Here is a 17,322-nt window from a genome sequence, read left to right on the forward strand (position 1 = left end):
CCACATTCACCTAACTATAGGAAAACTCGGCCTCAAATAACCTCTCGTTATTTTTATGTATTCATCTCATCATTCACTAATATGAACCCAATATGTATATTAGTTCCACTTTATCTTTTTTATCCTATCACAAAATAAAAAAAAGAAAAATAAAAAGCCCAACATAAAATTTAATTTCATTATGTATATCTTCATTTAGATTGGACATAAATAATTATAACAACATCACCTTCGATGTTGTTGCCAACCGCGGAGAAGACTTACGTTTCCCCATAAGTTCTTCCTCCGGTTTCTCCTCTCCCTTTGCCTTCTTACTAGTACATGCTAGTATAAGAAGGGCCCTGCTATGCAGGGTTTTTTTTCTTTGTGTGCTTTTCATTTAAAAAGTGAAATGGTACAGTAAAAGAAAGAGGAGGAAAAGATATGATTCAACGCTTTATAGAACTCGGAGAAGGCTACTCTGATTTATATGAATTACTTGAAATTGCCAAAACAAATCAAGAACGTATAGCACATATGTTACAATTTGAAACGATAAAAAACGATAAAAAAGTATGTTCGCTTGTTGTAATATTAAAACCAACTACTACTGGTGATTTCCAACCATTATACATATGTCGTGAAGGCATTCCTGTATTTGAAAATAAAAAAAGTAAACGTGTCATTTTATTTGAAGAAACGGCAGAACAACTCGGAAAAAAAGTGGCTACCTTTACTGTAAAACCATCTACAACTTTCCCAGAAAAAGAACTATTTTTTAATCATTTAATTGGTATTTTACGAATGAACAATTTCATTCCTCCGATGAAATAACACGTTATTCCAAGTGAAAAATCCCCGGCTAAATTTAGCCGGGGATTTTTTCTATTAGCTATAATCGTATTCTTTTGCTCGATCAGGACGGGAATTTTCAAATTCCGTTTTTAAATACGGGCGATACGACTGTTCTATCTTTTTCACAAAAGGAAGTTTGTTCAACTTATGCATCATATGCTCAATTTGTTCCATATCACAATATACTACAGCATATTTTAATCGTTTTGATATGTAATGTATGTTACCATATTTCCTTAAAATCTTGGCATGTTTCAATGAATGTAAATAAACAATCATACTTTGTCGTTGCCCGAACATAATCTTCTCCATCTTCTCCTTTTAAAAACATATATTTTATATTCTATGAAAACCAATCAGAAATTTATAACATTACAGGACAAACTCTGTATACGTTTTCTTCCAACTTCTAAAAAACGGGGTACATCACCCCGTTTTTTTACAACCACAACCTCCGCCAGTACCACAACCTCCACCACAGCCACCAGCATCAAAGAATGGGTTTCCTGTTGGCACTTTAATGGAAGAAGACACTTCCGAACCGATTGCTACACTAACTTCGTCTAATAACTTCTGCAAAGCAGTTTCTGCTCTTTTAAAAGCTGCAACCTTATCATGTAAGTCCACAGAACGCTTTAATTCTCTCATTTTCATTGACACGGTAGTATAGTCAGGATGGTATTTTCCAAAACGCTGTACTTCCTCATACCGTTCTTTCATCGCTGTAAATTGCTGAATGAGCGTCTGAAGTTCCATATCTTCATGTAATTCTCTATAATACTTACGATAATCTTCTGCTATATCTGAACAGATAATCGCTTTTGCAAGCTGCTCTGCCTTATCTAATATTAATACGCTTTCTAGCGTCGCTACAATCATGAGAGACACCTCCGAGTATCCATCATACCACATTTAGATTAGAACTACTAATTGAAGTGACTTACTCAAAAGAAAGATATAATGAAACTATTTTCACACTATATCCGTACACACTTATACATTAATATGTTCCGCTATATTATATTTAAGAACATCCCACTTTCCACTATTTTGTTTCACATAACTAATACACGCATTTTTTAATGGTGTCTTAAATGTAATTTCATCTGGTTCAATGGCATGTAAAATCGCTTTTATCGCGTGTGAGTGAGCAACAATAATAATACGTTTGCCAAAATGAGTTGTCGCAACATCTTCTAAAGCAGCAAAGCAACGAGCTACAATCTCTTCATCTCGCTCCATACCTTCTACTTTACCTTCAGCAATCAACTCTCTAACAGCCGCAACCGGCTTCCCTGAAGCTTCTCCAAAATTCCGTTCAACAAATCGCTCATCTAATAAAATCGATTGTAATCCAACTGTCTTTGCAATTTCATTAGCCGTTTCTTGCGCTCTAATTAACGGGCTACTTATAATGATATCCCACGTTTCTTCTTGTAAAGCAGCTGCACTCTGACTCGCTTGCTTCTTACCAACTTCATTAAGCGGAATATCTTCTCGCCCCTGAATAATTTCTTGAAAATTCCAATCAGTTTGTCCATGTCGTACTAAACAAATTTCCGTCATGCTGCAACTCCTTTTTAAATAATCAACCTCTATTGTAACAAAAGTTCTGCATGACGGACATATTTTTCACTTCCAATTAGGTTGCATTTTGTTGCTTCATATACTGAAACATATCAATCATGATCGAAGCAACGGCCAATTGATTTTGAAACTTTTCCACTTTATCTGGTATTGTTTTTTTGAAATGTTGCATCGCCGCTAACTCAAAAGCCTCTTTTTCTTCAGGATTTCGTGTTAATTTTCTATACCAGTACGGTTGCTCTCTAATATAGCGAGATAAATCCTCATCAGCCTTTATAAACTCCATAATTTCTGCTCTCATCATCTTTCCCCCTAATCCTTTTGAAAGAAAAATGGGTTATTTTCTGAAGTACTTTGCTCTTGCTGCGTACGGTTACCTTGAAATTGCTGAATAACTTGTTGCACGCTCCCGATTGCACTCGTCACATTGGCTAAATGGTTCTGCATTTGTTCCACGTCCAACTTTTTAAAAAAAGAAAGCATTTGCCCCATCACATCAGCAGTTTTTTCCTCTTCAGTTCGATTATCTTTTTCTTTTTTATTTTCTTTTACCGAAGAAAACGCAGGCGCTCCATCCGGTCTATAAGTTGCCCATATTGGATCTTCTTCACCAAGTAAGTACCATTCTTCATAAAATTGTTGCCATGTTTTATGACCACTTCTAACCTCATGAACCATTTTAGGGTGATGGTTTACAAATTCTTTAAACTGTTGAACCGATGGATGTAACGGTCCTTTTGTTGTTGGCATAATCCTCACCTCTCCATGTATATCTACTATATAGTAAGAAAAAAAAGGCGCATGGTTCGCCTATTTTTAGACGATTCATGCACCTTTTTTTCTGCTATTTGCATACGGTCAGATTCCCACCTACAATTCAGTGAATACGAAGTAACTAATTTGGTGATGTTAACACCCCACCGCTTACAATTTCACTTTATTTTCGAATAAAGTTTTGTGTATAAAATTTATCGTATACACCCACACCTAATCCTGTAAATTGTTCATTTAATAAATTCTTTCTATGCCCCTCACTATTTAACCAACCTTGCACTGCCGCAATTCCATCACTATGTTGCGCCGCTATGTTCTCACCAGCAAGTTGAAATCCTACTTTCCCGCGCTGCAAACGATCTCCTAGTGTACCTAATGTAGGTGAGTCATGAGAAAAATAATTATTGTCTTTCATATCTTTACTGTGACCAACAGCAACATCTGCTGTTTCCTGATCCCATGTTAATAATGGTAATTTATGACGACTTCGAATGATATTTGTTAAATCAAAAATTTGTTGCATATTCCCATTTTCTACTTGGTTTATTTTTTCTGGAGTCAATGGTTGTTCTGCTATTAATTCACCTGAATAAACGAGCTGATACGGTCTTTGGCGTAATAAAGTTTCATCATCCATATAACGAACACCAACAAGCTCATGTGTAAATTGATCAAAATACAATTGCGCCCATCCATCTTCTACAGGTATTAACGGTTGTTCCATGACTTCGGTATCAGATAGCTCAAATTGATAACTATTTTTCCCTCTTTTTAATGAAATTTCATGCGAAAGCGGACTTTTTTTATATACTTCTTCATATTTTTCATTTATATAATAAGGTGGAACCTTAACTTGTTCACCAGCTGCGTATGCCGTTACAACTTTACGTTCAGAAACTCCAAATTGAACATACTGAGTTAAATCCTGGTTGTATACCCACCATTCATATCCGTATGCAGATGGCTCTATTCGAGAGGGTTCTCCCCACTTCGCTAATAAGTTTTCAGAGTCTTCACCAATCATATTTAAAACAGTGTCTGAGGAGTCTTCCTTAATTTGCTTTTTCTTTTTCACAATTTTATTTTCTTGCTTTGATTGAGATGGGGTTAATATATATTGTGAAACGAGTAATTTCCCGTATAAATCAACAGCTAAAATTAAAAATGTAATCATTACGATACGCAATAATTTCTTCAAACGATATACCTCCTGAACAAAACATAAAATTGAGATATACACAAATCCTTTTCTTTCTTTTTGTGTGTACCGTACTCTTTTCACTATATCATATTTTTGTGAAAAAAGTCTGGATTATCCCTTTTCTCTCAATATGAATTGCACTTTCTCATTATTCATACTATTATAAAAATAATGGTGTAACATTAAAAAAGGAGGTATTATATGCAATTTACAAATACGAAATTTAATGGAGCCGTCGTTGAATTAACTCTTTTAACTGAAATCATGGAAAACAACCACTTCGTACTTGCCGGACAGTGGGATTATGAGCGAGTTACATACGATTATAAATTTGAAATATTAAAGGATGTTTATTATTTACGAGTGCAAGGAGTTGCTGTTGAAGGTGACATTGGCAGTAGACACGCTGAAGTAAAACTACTTCCCCCCTTATTAGGAAAACATTATTATCCTCACGGCGTTGAATATGGTGATGATGAGACTTTCCCAACGAATGTACTTCAAAAAAGCGAACAACTCCTACAAAATGTCGAAAAAGAGTTAAAAGAATTTCAAATTATTGATTAACAAAAACAAGCGCATCAATATGATGCGCTTGTTTTATTTCCCTTCCCTAAGAATGAATCGTTTTTTTTACTGGATATCCATAAATAGATCCATCTTTTACTTTAATCTCATCTTCCCAAGGAACCTTATATTTACCTTCAGCTAAATCTTTTACAAACGTATATGGATTTTCTTTCACCCCACCAGGAGTTGCTACATATCCTCTTGAACCTAGATTATATATATTATTTTCCAATCCCCATCCTAATCTAGCCTGATCTGCTAGTTCTGGATATACTTCAGCAGTAACAATCTCCCAAGGATTTCGATGTCCCTGTACTAAAGTAGTCCCATCAAAATTACATACTTGTCCTTCACCAAAGTAATAAAATACGCCATCATAACCCGCTAAGTTTACCGACAATGTATACATTAAATTCTGCCATGCATTTGAACGATTGGTTAGCATCCATTGTTCACTAACTTGTGTACTATATCCAGAAATACGAATTAAGACATTTGCACCTTTATAGGCCGCTTCACGAGCTACTTCAGGGAACATGCCATCATGACAAATACAAACAGCTAATTTACTTCCTCCAGGTCCATCACAAACAGGTAAGCCTAAATCTCCAGCTTTCCAAGGCTCGACTGGCACCCAAGGATTTAGCTTACGATACTTCAAAATCATTTCACCTTGTGGATCAATAATAACTGCTGTATTATATGGCTCTCCACCATCAGGATTTTTCTCCATTATTGAAAAAACACCATATACTTTAGATTCTTTACATGCCTCAGCAAATAAGTCTGTTTCTGGCCCAGGCACTGTGCATAAAAATTCTTCTGTAGTCCATTTTTTTGTATTGAGCCCTTGTGTACTATATTCAGGAAATACTATCAATTCTAAACCAGGGTAACCTGATTTGGTCGAATGAATTGTTTTTATGATTTGTTGAATTTGTTTATCAATGTCTGCACGCGATTCTACTACTGGTACTGGATATTGAATTAGTGCTGTCAAAAAACCACTAATCGGCTTTACCATACTTCCACTACTACCCATTTAAACTCCCCCTTAAAATAGTTCGTGTTTATTAAAGATAACAATATATATTTGTAACTCTCTAAAAAACTTGCACTACATATGGAATTATTACGCATGAAAGCTAGTAGTAAATTTTATCTCCACTTTTAGTACACGCCTACACTAACTTAACATAAAAAATTAGAAAATTCAATCTTTTTAAGGTAGCTAAAACTAAAAAGAAAAAGCGCATGGAATCCCATACACTTTTTTTACTTAGTCTGTAAATACGGCGGCAATTGTTGCAACTGCTCCTTATCCTTTTCACGTTCTCTACGTGCCCATCTAAAGAATACATAGCCTATAATTGTACCGTACACTATTTCCTGGACAATTTTCATTATGATACCACCAGTTTGCTGGTCTTGTACGACTGGCATCCAGTGCAAAAATTCTGGTCCCGTTATATTTAAATCTGATAAAGTGCCCGCTGGTACACATAGTTCCATCGCTTTCATCCAAGCAGCCGGATCCGTATACGTTGCAAATAACGGGGCTGTCGCAAAAATTATTAACGCACAAGCAGGCGTTAATAATATGCCATTAGCAAACATATAACCAAGTTTCTTTATATCACTTAATGTTTGATATTCTGGTAATGGATTTAACATCGGCCACCACATCATGATTGCTGTAAAAAACAATATAGCGAGACAAATAGGATGAGCTATTTGACTTTGTTTTACCGTATCAAAAACAACTGGTAAATGATAAAAAGAAAACAGGCCGTTAAATACAAATAACGCAATAAGCGGTTTAGCAAATGCCTTTAATATAATTTGAACAAACTTAAAAGAAGTAATATAACGATATAACCAAATTGGTATACCAAGCAACAGTAACGGTGGAACTGCAATATACATGACTGCCATTTCAAACATATGAGCACTAAATATAATATGGCCAATTAAATCAATAGGCCCTCCCTTTACAAAATACAAAAGAACAATACCAGTCGTAAAATAAAAAATTTGCTTCTTACTTACCTTCGTCGCATTTTCAAATCGCATTCTATATGGCCCAATAATTAAGAAGTACCCAATAAGAATCGAAAGCATAAATAATAAAAAGATTGGACTCCATAAAGCCTGAAAACCAAATATCCACAAGTTACTCATTTTCACACCTACCTTCGTAAGGTTATCTCATAATATGAAGAGGGAGCTGTGACAACACAAGCTCCCTTATTTTTCACTTTTCAAATCCACACGATTGTCATAAAAGCTAAAATTGTAATTAACCCTATTAGCAGACCAGAGTAAAGAAAGAAACTTGCTGCTTCATGTCCTTTATGACTCATATGCATAAAATAATACAATTGAAAAATTACTTGTACCACTGCTAATAGTAAAATAAACGGTACAGAGAAAATCGGACTAAAAGTTTTTGGATACGCCACCGCTACAAATGCAACTAATGTTAAAAAAATCATTAATGCAAACGTAATAACTTGATGCCTCATTTCCTCCGCACTTTTTCTCTTCCGATAAACAAGATCAACTTTAGGATTATTCGTTTGCTTTATCGCCATTGTTTATCCCACCATTCCCATTAAATATACTACAGTGAAAATAAACACCCAAACTACGTCAATAAAGTGCCAATAAATCGATGCAACATAAAACTTCGGTGCATTGTATAAATTTAGACCTCTCTTCGCATTTCTAAAGATTAATGTTAGAATCCAACATAACCCAAACAATACGTGGAGTCCATGTGTACCAACAAGAGCATAAAACGCAGAGCCAAACGCACTACTTCTCATAGTATGCTTAAATTCATGTGTATAATGATAAAACTCATATATCTCAAACCCTAAAAACCCTAAACCTAGCAATACTGTTACTAGTAACCAAAGCTGCATTTTCTTAAAGTTAAAGTTTTTCATGTGATACATCGCATATACACTCGTTAAGCTACTCGTTAATAAAAGCATCGTCATAATGAAAACGAGTGGCATTTGGAACATCTCTTGAGATGTTGGTCCACCATTTGTAGAATTCTTTAACGCTAAATATGTTCCGAATAAGGAAGCGAACAACACTGTTTCGCCTCCAAGAAATAACCAAAAACCGACAAACTTATTTTTCCCTTCAAGGGTTGCTTTTTCAGGCTCTGCTGGAAATGTTTCATTCGTTAATTTTTCATCTACATGCATTATGCCTTGCCCCCCTTATCCTCTAAATCTTCTTTATGAATATGATACCCATGATCATCAATTACTGAACGTAGGAACATTGCGCCAAATGTAATGATTAAACCAATAATTGCTACTAATAACCAGAACTTATCTTTTCCGCCCTGCATATACATCGCACCAAATGCCGCTATAAACAATCCGAAAGAAATGACAAATGGTGAAAACGAAGGATTTGGCATATGAATATCACCAACTGGTTCCGCTGCTGTCATCTCTTTATTACCTTCACGTTTTTCAATCCAAAACGGATCTAATCCGCGAACAAATGGTAATTGTTTAAAGTTATATTCTGGTGTCGGTGCTGGCATTGTCCATTCTAATGTACGTGCATCCCACGGATCACGACCAGCTTTTTCTTTTGATACTGTCGTTTTAATTACATTGAATAGAAGAACAATCGTTCCAAGAGCCATAAACACCGCTCCGATGGAACTAATCATATTCCCCATTTCCAACCCTTGCCCTTCAAGATATGTGTAGTAACGGCGTGGCATACCAATCAAGCCAAGGAAATGCTGAATAAAGAACGTTAAATGGAAGCCGATAAAGAATAGCCAGAACGTTATCTTTCCTAATGTTTCATTTAATACTTTATTAAACATCAGTGGCCAATAATAATGAGCTCCTGCAAGTAAACCAAATACAACACCGCCAACGATTACATAATGAAAATGCGCTACTACGAAATAGTTATCATGAAATTGATAATCAGCTGGTGCAGATGCTAGCATAACCCCTGTAACTCCACCCATTACGAATGATGGAATGAAAGCTACTGCCCACATCATTGGTGTCGTAAAACGAATACTTCCGCCCCACATTGTAAAGAGCCAGTTGAATATTTTGATACCAGTTGGAACCGCAATCGCCATTGTTGCGACCGAGAAAATAGCATTAGCAACTGGACCAAGTCCAACAGTAAACATATGGTGCGCCCATACCATAAATCCTAAAAATCCAATTAATACAGTCGCAAACACCATCGATGAATAACCAAACAATCGTTTTTTCGAAAATGTCGCGAATATTTCTGAGAATATTCCGAAAGCTGGGAGTATAAGAATGTATACTTCTGGATGACCGAAAATCCAGAATAAATGCTCCCATATAATTGTATTCCCGCCCAATGCCGGATTAAAGAAACTTGTTCCAAATAAACGATCTAACATTAAAAGTCCTAATCCTACAGTTAACGGCGGAAAAGCGAATAATATAAGCGAAGATGTTACAAATGTCGTCCATGTAAACATCGGCATACGCATGTACGTCATTCCTGGCGCCCGCATATTAATAATGGTTACAAGGAAGTTAATACCTCCAATTAATGTACCAATACCTGAGATTTGCAAGCCGAGTACATAGAAATCAACACCATGACCTTTAGAGGCTAAAGCTAAAGATGCATAAGATGTCCATCCTGCATCAGGTGCTCCACCTAAAAACCAACTTAAATTTAAAAATACTCCACCAAAGAAAAATAACCAAAATCCGAGTGAATTCAAAAACGGGAACGCTACATCACGTGCACCAATTTGAAGTGGTACAGCGGCGTTCATAAATGCAAACACGAGTGGCATAGCTGCGAGGAAAATCATTGTTGTACCGTGCATCGTTAATACTTGATTATAAGCATCCCCAACAAGAAAAGCATTGTTAGGAATCGCTAATTGAAGGCGAATAAATAGAGCTTCTATTCCGCCTATTACAAAAAACAATCCACCTGCAATTAAATAGAGAATGGCAATCTTTTTATGGTCTACTGTCGTTAAATAATCCCATATGACAGCACCCATCCCCTGTTTTTTTGCTACAGAACTCACGTTTTCAACCTCCCCTTCGCGAATAATCCCTCTTTACTTTTCAACTTTTAACGTTTGTAAGTATGCATTTAATGCATCAATTTGATCATCCGTTAAGTTGCCATATTTGCCAGTCATTTTGTTTCCTGGCTTCATATTTTCAGGATCTTTCAGCCATTTTTTTAAGTTTTCTTCATTGTTTTCGGCAATACCGGCAACCATATCGCGATCCGCAAAGTTTGCTAAGTTTGGTGCGATACGAGCGGAAGGTGGTCTACTATCATTAGATCCAACTGCATGACAACCAATACAGCTTTTATTAAATATTTCTTGGCCCTCTTGCGCCTTTGTTGAAGCTACTTCTTTCTTCCCATCAATCTTCTTCATATCAGCAAGCCATTTTTTGTACTCGCTTTCATCTAAAGCTTTCACTTTAAATTGCATTAAAGAATGTGATGGGCCGCAAAATTCTGTACAAAAACCATTATAAGTGCCCGATTTATCTGCCTTTAACCACATTTTGTTCACATTGTCTGTATTTGTATCCATTTTCCCTGCTAAAGATGGAACCCAAAATGAGTGTTTAATATCGGCACCCTTCAAATTTAAATACACTTTCTTACCTGTGGGGATGACCAAATCTTGCGAAGTTACTATCTTTTCTGATTTATAAGAAAATTCCCACCAATAAAGATTCGCTGTTACATCAACAACGATAGTATCTTTATCAATATTCTTTTTCTCCATCGCACTTACATCAGCAAGTTTGAATGTATATGTAACTGTTGGAACAGCTAAGATTAGTAAAAGAATAATCGGAATAACTGTCCATATAATTTCTAGCTTGTGATTCCCTTCAACTTGCTCTGGAATATAATCTTCCTGACCTTTCTTTTGTCGGAAACGCACAATTACATATAAGAAAATAATAGTAACTACTAGTACTACTCCTACCATGATTGCACTCGCCAGTAGAAGTAAATCATATTGCATTTTTGCTACTTCTCCTTGCGGAATTAAAGTAGATTGAAAGGCTTTACCGCATCCCCCTAACAGTAAAGCCAGCAGTGAAACGAACGAAAGCAGTCGCCACTGTTTCTTCATACAAACAACCCCCACTTTCCTTGTGAATTAGATTGTACTTTATAGTTAAGTAAAGTAAATCTCAACGTAAAGAAATCCAATTATGTCGTTGTCTTAGAAGAATGTAACTACAATCATTGATACAAATAAGATTGTTAAATAATTTAGGGAATAAACAAACATTTGCACGGACCATTTGATGTCATCTTTCTTACGGAAGCCATAAAATCCTAAAACGATCCATCCGATGTTAAGCAGTGTTGCAATTACCATAAATGTTATCCCTAGTCCACTCATATAAAATGGTAGTGGTAATAAACATACTGTCCAAATCATAATTTGGCGTTTCGTAATTTCAAATCCATGAACTACAGGAAGCATTGGAATTCCTGCATTTCGATATTCATCAACACGTTTCATTGCTAATGCAAGGAAATGTGGGATTTGCCAAATAAACATAATTAAAAATAACATCCAAGCAATTGGATGGCCTAAAGATGGATCGATTGCTGCCCATCCAATTAAAGGAGGAACTGCACCAGATATACTACCTACAACAGTATTTAGTGTATACTTTCTCTTTGTCCATAAACTATATAGAACAACATATGTGAAAGCACCAATAAATCCCATTAAGACTGCCATTGGTGTTGTTAATAATAAAAATACAAAACCAAGAAGTAATATGACTAGTCCAAATGTAAGTGCAAATCCTGGTTTATACTTTCCAGTAACCGTTGGACGGGTCTTTGTTCTTTCCATTAATGGATCGATGTCTCGATCAATGTAGTTGTTTAAACAACATACCCCTGCCATAACTAATCCAGAACCAACGATTGTAAAGAATAACTTATCCAGATTGTCCATTACACTTAATCCATTAAAGTGTAATGCCAACCAAAATCCTGTAAATACAGTAAGTGTATTTGAGTTTACAATCCCCATTTTAACGAGTGCTTTTAAATCTTGTAACCGAGTTGTTTCCGGTACACTTGTAACAGCGGACTCATCATGCAGCTCACTTGTTGCATGGTTCATCACTCTAACCCCCTCTTAAAACTTTCATCTTTCTTTTTGCGCATATTTCAAATGAAATAATTCGCTTCTATATAGCAATATTATTACAGTAGAAACATTGTTAACCCATTCTACTACTAATCTACGCCCATACTCCAATATATTAAATCATATTTCCCGAACATTTTGTGAAGAAAACATGAACTTTTTGTGTCGAATATAAAAAACTTCATTCTGACTTGTCCTTATCATAACATGATGTTACCTTCTATAATAAACTATTTTGTCTTATTTAACACGTATTCTCCCCATTTCTTTTCAAAATAGCCTATTTTTCACCTAAAATTTTCCTTAGGAACCCTGTTTTTACACCTATTTTCTCCCCCTTTCCTTCCCCCTCCATTTCTTTGCTATTTTATTATTTTTTATATATCATAGGAACTAGCGCGTTTTATTCTATACATAATGGAATGAAAATATTTCGCAATAACTTCATAGCAGAAAGATGGTGAAAGAGATTGCAACGCTTTATTAAATGGTTAGCAGTCATTACAAGCCTTGATTTATTAATAGTTTTATTAGGAGGCGCTTTAGTTACAAAAACAGGTTCTGGTCAAGGTTGTGGTAAATCATGGCCACTTTGTAACGGTGAATTTGTTCCATCTAATTTATCAATGGAAACTATTATTGAACTTAGCCACCGATTAACATCCGGATCAGCTGGAATTCTTGTCACTCTCCTTTGTATTTTGTCCTGGAAATATTATAAACATGTGCGTGAAACAAAAACGTTAGCAATTTTATCCTTCGTATTTTTAGTTGCACAAGCATTAATGGGAGCAGCAGCAGTTGTTTGGGGCCAAATGCCAGCTGTACTTGCTATCCACTTCGGTATTTCCTTAATTTCATTTGCTTCTGTCATTTTATTAACGTGTCTTATCTTTGAAATTGACCAAAAATTTGATGCACGTTCACTTATTATGGACAAAAAAATGAAATTTCATATTTATGGTGTAACAATTTACAGTTATATCGTCGTCTACACAGGTGCTTTAGTACGTCACGAACGAGCTAGCTTAGCCTGTCCAGACTTTCCTTTATGTAGCAAAAACAGACCTATGCCAACTCAACTACATGAATGGGTTCAAATGGGCCATAGAGTTGCAGCGATGTTAATTTTCGCTTGGATACTATACGCGATGATTCTCGCTATTCGCCATTACAAACAGCAACCTGTCGTATATTGGGGATGGATCATTTCATTTATCCTTGTTACACTTCAAGCTGTAGTAGGAGTTTTAGTTGTATTTACAAACGCTAGTTTAGCAATGGCATTGTTACATTCTCTATTCATTTCTTGCTTGTTTGCCGTACTATGCTATTTAGTTATGTTAGGAACAAGAAGTAAAGTGAATGCAAAAGAAGCCGAATTAACTTCTAAACAAACAAAATAATTTAAAACTAAAATCCCTTGCCAATTCGGCAAGGGATTTTTTGCAATAAAAAAAGAGCTGTATTTTACACAGCTCTTTTTTTATTTTAGTGATCTAATTCAATAAGTAAATCACCCGTTTGAATCGCATCACCATCGTTAACATATACTTTCTTCACTTTACCATTGAACGGCGCTTGAACTGTCGTTTCCATTTTCATCGCTTCTGTAATTGCCATAGAATCGCCTTTTTTCACTTCATCGCCTTCTTTTATAACTACTTTAATTACCGTTCCTGGCATCGTTGCACTAATATGATTTGGATTCTCACGGTTACCTTTCACACGTTGTGCAACTGTTGCTTTTACACTCTCGTCTTTCACGATAATTTCACGTGGTTGACCGTTAAATTCCAAGTAAAGGACACGATTTCCATCCGGCTGAGGTTCTCCAATTGATACTAGTTTAACCATCAATGTTTTACCCTGTTCAATTTCTACATCAATTTCTTCACCTAGTCTCATACCATAGAAGAACGTCGGTGTATCAAGTACAGATACATTTCCATAAAGCTCAGCAACTTTTTCATAATCCATAAATACTTTTGGATATAAAGCATATGCAACTACATCAAAAATCGTTACTTCGCGTCCAAGTTTATGGAATAATTCTTCTTTTAACGCTTCGAAATCTACTGGCTCTAGTAATTCACCTGGTCTTACTGTTAATGGCTCTTTCCCTTTTAAAATAATCTTTTGTAATTCTTTCGGGAAACCACCGTACGGTTGACCTAAATCACCAGAGAACATTTCAACAACAGATCCTGGGAAGTCCATAGCATGTCCACGCTCTAAAACATCTTGTTCTGTCAGATGGTTTTGAACCATAAATAATGCCATATCACCAACAACTTTTGATGATGGCGTTACTTTTACAATATCTCCAAACATGTCATTCACACGGCGGTACATTACTTTCACTTCATCGAAGCGATCTCCTAAACCAACCGCCTTCGCTTGTTGCTGAAGATTACTATACTGCCCACCCGGCATTTCATGCATATATACCTCTGTATGAGGCGCATTCATACCACTTTCAAACGGTGCATAGTATTTGCGTACATCTTCCCAATAATGAGATAGTTTTTCTAAAGAATCTATATTAACATCTGGTTGTCTTTCGTTTCCACCTAATGCATAGTATAGCGTGTTCGCACTTGGTTGTGACGTTTGACCAGCCATAGAACTCACTGCTACATCGACGATATCAACACCCGCTTCAATTGCCTTCGTATACGTTAATATACCATTTCCACTCGTATCGTGCGTATGCAGGTGAATCGGAATCGACACTGTCTCTTTTAATGCAGAAACTAAATCATATGCTGCATTTGGTTTTAATAAGCCCGCCATATCTTTAATACCTAAAATGTGAGCTCCTGATGCTTCTAACTCTTTTGCTAAATTTTTATAGTAATTTAAATCATATTTACTACGCAGTGGATCATGGATATCCCCTGTGTAGCACATTGTTGCTTCTGCAATTTTACCAGTGTCTCGTACAGCGTCAATTGCAACTCTCATGCCTTCCACCCAGTTTAAGCTATCAAAAATACGGAATACATCAATGCCTGCTTGAGCAGAACATTCCACAAATTTTTGAATTAAATTATCTGGATAGTTTTTGTATCCAACTGCGTTTGAAGAACGAAGTAACATTTGGAATAAAACGTTCGGCATTTTTTCACGAAGATCTAGTAATCGTTCCCATGGATCTTCTTTTAAGAAACGATACGCAACATCAAACGTTGCACCGCCCCACATTTCCGCTGAGAATAGGTTCGGTAACATTCTCGCTGTTGGCTCCGCAATTTGATGTAAATCTTTTGTACGAATACGAGTTGCAAGTAATGACTGGTGTGCATCACGGAATGTTGTATCCGTTAAAAGTACACGTTTTTGATCCTGTACCCATTTTACTAATCCGTCTGCTCCACGCTCGTCCAAAATTTGTTTCGTTCCATTTTGGATTGGCTCTGAATGTTTTAAACATGGAATACGAGCATCTGGGAATATTGGTTTTTCTTTTTTACCTACTCCTGGGAAACCATTTACTGTTACTGTACCAATGTAATTTAACATTTTCGTTCCACGGTCTTTACGTTTCGGGAACAAGAACAATTCAGGTGACGCATCGATAAATGAAGTATCATATTCTCCTGATAAGAAGTTTTTATGTTTTACTACATTCTCTAGGAATGGAATATTTGTTTTAATACCACGAATACGGAATTCTTTTAAGTTACGTTCCATTTTTGCAGCAGCTTGCTCAAAAGTAAGTGCCCAAGTTGTAACTTTTACAAGTAAAGAATCGTAGTACGGTGTAATAACTGCACCTTGGAAGCTATTTCCTGTATCAAGACGTACACCAAAACCACCGCCTGATCGATACGCCATAATTTTTCCTGTATCCGGCATAAAATTATTTAGCGGATCTTCAGTTGTTACACGAGATTGAATTGCAAATCCATGTACAACTACTTCCTCTTGCTTCGGAACACCTACCATTTTGCTATGTAATGAATGTCCATCAGCTATTAAAATTTGTGATTGAACAATATCTACTCCCGTAATCATTTCTGTAATCGTATGTTCTACTTGAACACGTGGATTTACTTCAATAAAGTAAAACTCATCATCTTTTACAAGGAATTCTACTGTTCCTGCATTTAAATAATTTACATTTTTCGTTAACTTCACAGCAGCATCACAAATACGCTGACGCAGATCATCTGAAAGTGATACACTCGGTGCAATTTCTACAACTTTTTGATGACGACGTTGTACAGAACAGTCACGCTCGTATAAATGAACAACATTGCCTTCTTCATCTGCTAAAATTTGTACTTCTATATGTTTAGGTTTTTCAACGAATTTTTCGACGTAAACCTCATCATTACCAAAGGCTGCTTTCGCTTCTGATTTCGCTCGATTATATGATTCTCCTAATTCCTCACTAGTACGCACAATACGCATACCACGACCGCCACCCCCAAGGGATGCTTTAATAATAATCGGGTAATCATACTTTTCAGCAAATTTTTCGACTTCTTCTAATGAATTTACTGGACCATCACTACCAGGTATAACTGGAATTTGTGCTAGCTGCGCTTGTGTTCTTGCTTTCACTTTATCTCCAAACATATCTAAATGCTTACTTTTCGGACCGATAAAGATAATTCCTTCTTCTTCACAACGTTTAGCGAATTGAATATTTTCTGACAAGAAACCATATCCAGGGTGGATTGCATCTACATGATTACTTTTTGCAATCTCAATAATGCCTTCAATATCTAGATAAGCATCAATTGGTTTTTTTCCTTCCCCAACTAAATAGGACTCATCGGCTTTATAGCGATGATAAGAACCACTATCCTCTTTAGAATAGATTGCAACTGTTTTTAATCCAAGTTCCGAACAAGCTCGAAACACACGAATTGCAATCTCTCCACGGTTAGCTACCAATACTTTTTGAATACGTTGCAGCTTTGTCATGATTTTCCCCCTCTACTTTCCTACCACTCTAGAGATAAAATATATACACACCTTAAAAAGCGTGAAGTTCTTCACTTTCCACATTATATTATACTTAGAAAGCTTCACTTTATTTTTATCCATCATACCTTATTTTTTAACAAATGATAAGTTTTCTGTGCAATTTGTTTCACAAAAATAGTATAGCATACCTCTTCCTTTTCTAACA

The 17,322-nt window shown here is 36.0% G+C and carries 17 protein-coding genes; 3 read left to right on the forward strand and 14 right to left on the reverse strand.

Going from position 1 to position 17,322, the window contains the following annotated elements:
- Window positions 1-423: 423 nt before the first annotated feature.
- On the forward strand, window positions 424-813 hold the full coding sequence (locus C3Y97_RS19855; protein WP_000616017.1) for a DUF7147 family protein: 390 nt from the start codon (window positions 424-426) through the stop codon (window positions 811-813).
- A 54-nt stretch (window positions 814-867) separates the two neighbouring features.
- Here C3Y97_RS19855 and C3Y97_RS19860 read toward each other — a convergent pair whose 3' ends face one another.
- The 6 genes from C3Y97_RS19860 to C3Y97_RS19885 form a co-directional block, all read right to left on the reverse strand.
- Window positions 868-1,134 (reverse strand): YlbG family protein, encoded by a 267-nt coding sequence (locus C3Y97_RS19860; protein ID WP_002082261.1) that lies wholly within the window; start codon window positions 1,132-1,134, stop codon window positions 868-870.
- Between the two features lie 126 nt (window positions 1,135-1,260).
- The gene (locus tag C3Y97_RS19865) at window positions 1,261-1,713 is read right to left on the reverse strand and encodes a YlbF/YmcA family competence regulator (protein WP_000634366.1); all 453 of its coding nucleotides are present in this window, start codon (window positions 1,711-1,713) and stop codon (window positions 1,261-1,263) included.
- Window positions 1,714-1,827: 114 nt separating this feature from the next.
- Entirely contained in the window at window positions 1,828-2,400 is a 573-nt protein-coding gene (locus tag C3Y97_RS19870; protein ID WP_000134946.1) for a histidine phosphatase family protein, read from the reverse strand.
- A gap of 76 nt (window positions 2,401-2,476) precedes the next feature.
- Window positions 2,477-2,722 carry a YlbE-like family protein gene (locus C3Y97_RS19875; protein WP_001200990.1) on the reverse strand — a complete coding sequence of 82 codons (246 nt, stop codon included), beginning with the start codon at window positions 2,720-2,722 and terminating at the stop codon, window positions 2,477-2,479.
- Window positions 2,723-2,733: 11 nt separating this feature from the next.
- On the reverse strand, window positions 2,734-3,171 hold the full coding sequence (locus tag C3Y97_RS19880) for a YlbD family protein (RefSeq protein WP_001143346.1): 438 nt from the start codon (window positions 3,169-3,171) through the stop codon (window positions 2,734-2,736).
- Between the two features lie 187 nt (window positions 3,172-3,358).
- The gene (locus C3Y97_RS19885; RefSeq protein ID WP_086407765.1) at window positions 3,359-4,393 is read right to left on the reverse strand and encodes a CAP domain-containing protein; all 1,035 of its coding nucleotides are present in this window, start codon (window positions 4,391-4,393) and stop codon (window positions 3,359-3,361) included.
- A 204-nt stretch (window positions 4,394-4,597) separates the two neighbouring features.
- Here C3Y97_RS19885 and C3Y97_RS19890 point away from each other — a divergent pair, with 204 nt between their 5' ends.
- Window positions 4,598-4,963 (forward strand): YugN family protein, encoded by a 366-nt coding sequence (locus C3Y97_RS19890; RefSeq protein ID WP_001160947.1) that lies wholly within the window; start codon window positions 4,598-4,600, stop codon window positions 4,961-4,963.
- A gap of 46 nt (window positions 4,964-5,009) precedes the next feature.
- Here the strand turns inward: C3Y97_RS19890 and C3Y97_RS19895 are convergent, their stop codons facing one another.
- The 7 genes from C3Y97_RS19895 to ctaB form a co-directional block, all read right to left on the reverse strand.
- The gene (locus C3Y97_RS19895; RefSeq protein ID WP_000535802.1) at window positions 5,010-6,008 is read right to left on the reverse strand and encodes a formamidase; all 999 of its coding nucleotides are present in this window, start codon (window positions 6,006-6,008) and stop codon (window positions 5,010-5,012) included.
- 233 nt (window positions 6,009-6,241) lie between these two features.
- On the reverse strand, window positions 6,242-7,147 hold the full coding sequence (gene ctaG / locus C3Y97_RS19900; protein ID WP_000069023.1) for a cytochrome c oxidase assembly factor CtaG: 906 nt from the start codon (window positions 7,145-7,147) through the stop codon (window positions 6,242-6,244).
- Between the two features lie 80 nt (window positions 7,148-7,227).
- Window positions 7,228-7,560, reverse strand: coding sequence for a cytochrome c oxidase subunit IVB (gene ctaF, locus C3Y97_RS19905; protein WP_000985706.1), 333 nt, complete (start codon window positions 7,558-7,560; stop codon window positions 7,228-7,230).
- 3 nt (window positions 7,561-7,563) lie between these two features.
- Entirely contained in the window at window positions 7,564-8,187 is a 624-nt protein-coding gene (gene ctaE, locus C3Y97_RS19910) for a cytochrome c oxidase subunit III (protein ID WP_000557861.1), read from the reverse strand.
- The gene (gene ctaD / locus C3Y97_RS19915; RefSeq protein ID WP_153579316.1) at window positions 8,187-10,022 is read right to left on the reverse strand and encodes a cytochrome c oxidase subunit I; all 1,836 of its coding nucleotides are present in this window, start codon (window positions 10,020-10,022) and stop codon (window positions 8,187-8,189) included. The genes ctaE and ctaD overlap by 1 nt, the downstream gene beginning before the upstream one ends.
- A 60-nt stretch (window positions 10,023-10,082) precedes the next feature.
- Window positions 10,083-11,132 (reverse strand): cytochrome c oxidase subunit II, encoded by a 1,050-nt coding sequence (gene coxB / locus C3Y97_RS19920; protein WP_000745268.1) that lies wholly within the window; start codon window positions 11,130-11,132, stop codon window positions 10,083-10,085.
- A 93-nt stretch (window positions 11,133-11,225) separates the two neighbouring features.
- Entirely contained in the window at window positions 11,226-12,149 is a 924-nt protein-coding gene (ctaB, locus tag C3Y97_RS19925; protein WP_001015058.1) for a protoheme IX farnesyltransferase, read from the reverse strand.
- A gap of 497 nt (window positions 12,150-12,646) precedes the next feature.
- Here ctaB and ctaA point away from each other — a divergent pair, with 497 nt between their 5' ends.
- Window positions 12,647-13,582 carry a heme A synthase gene (ctaA, locus tag C3Y97_RS19930; protein WP_001188743.1) on the forward strand — a complete coding sequence of 312 codons (936 nt, stop codon included), beginning with the start codon at window positions 12,647-12,649 and terminating at the stop codon, window positions 13,580-13,582.
- A gap of 85 nt (window positions 13,583-13,667) precedes the next feature.
- Here the strand turns inward: ctaA and pyc are convergent, their stop codons facing one another.
- Window positions 13,668-17,114, reverse strand: coding sequence for a pyruvate carboxylase (gene pyc / locus C3Y97_RS19935; protein WP_136363617.1), 3,447 nt, complete (start codon window positions 17,112-17,114; stop codon window positions 13,668-13,670).
- Between the last annotated feature and the right edge of the window lie 208 nt (window positions 17,115-17,322).

This window comes from Bacillus sp. DU-106 (assembly GCF_004799705.1).
Classification (GTDB): domain Bacteria; phylum Bacillota; class Bacilli; order Bacillales; family Bacillaceae_G; genus Bacillus_A; species Bacillus_A cereus.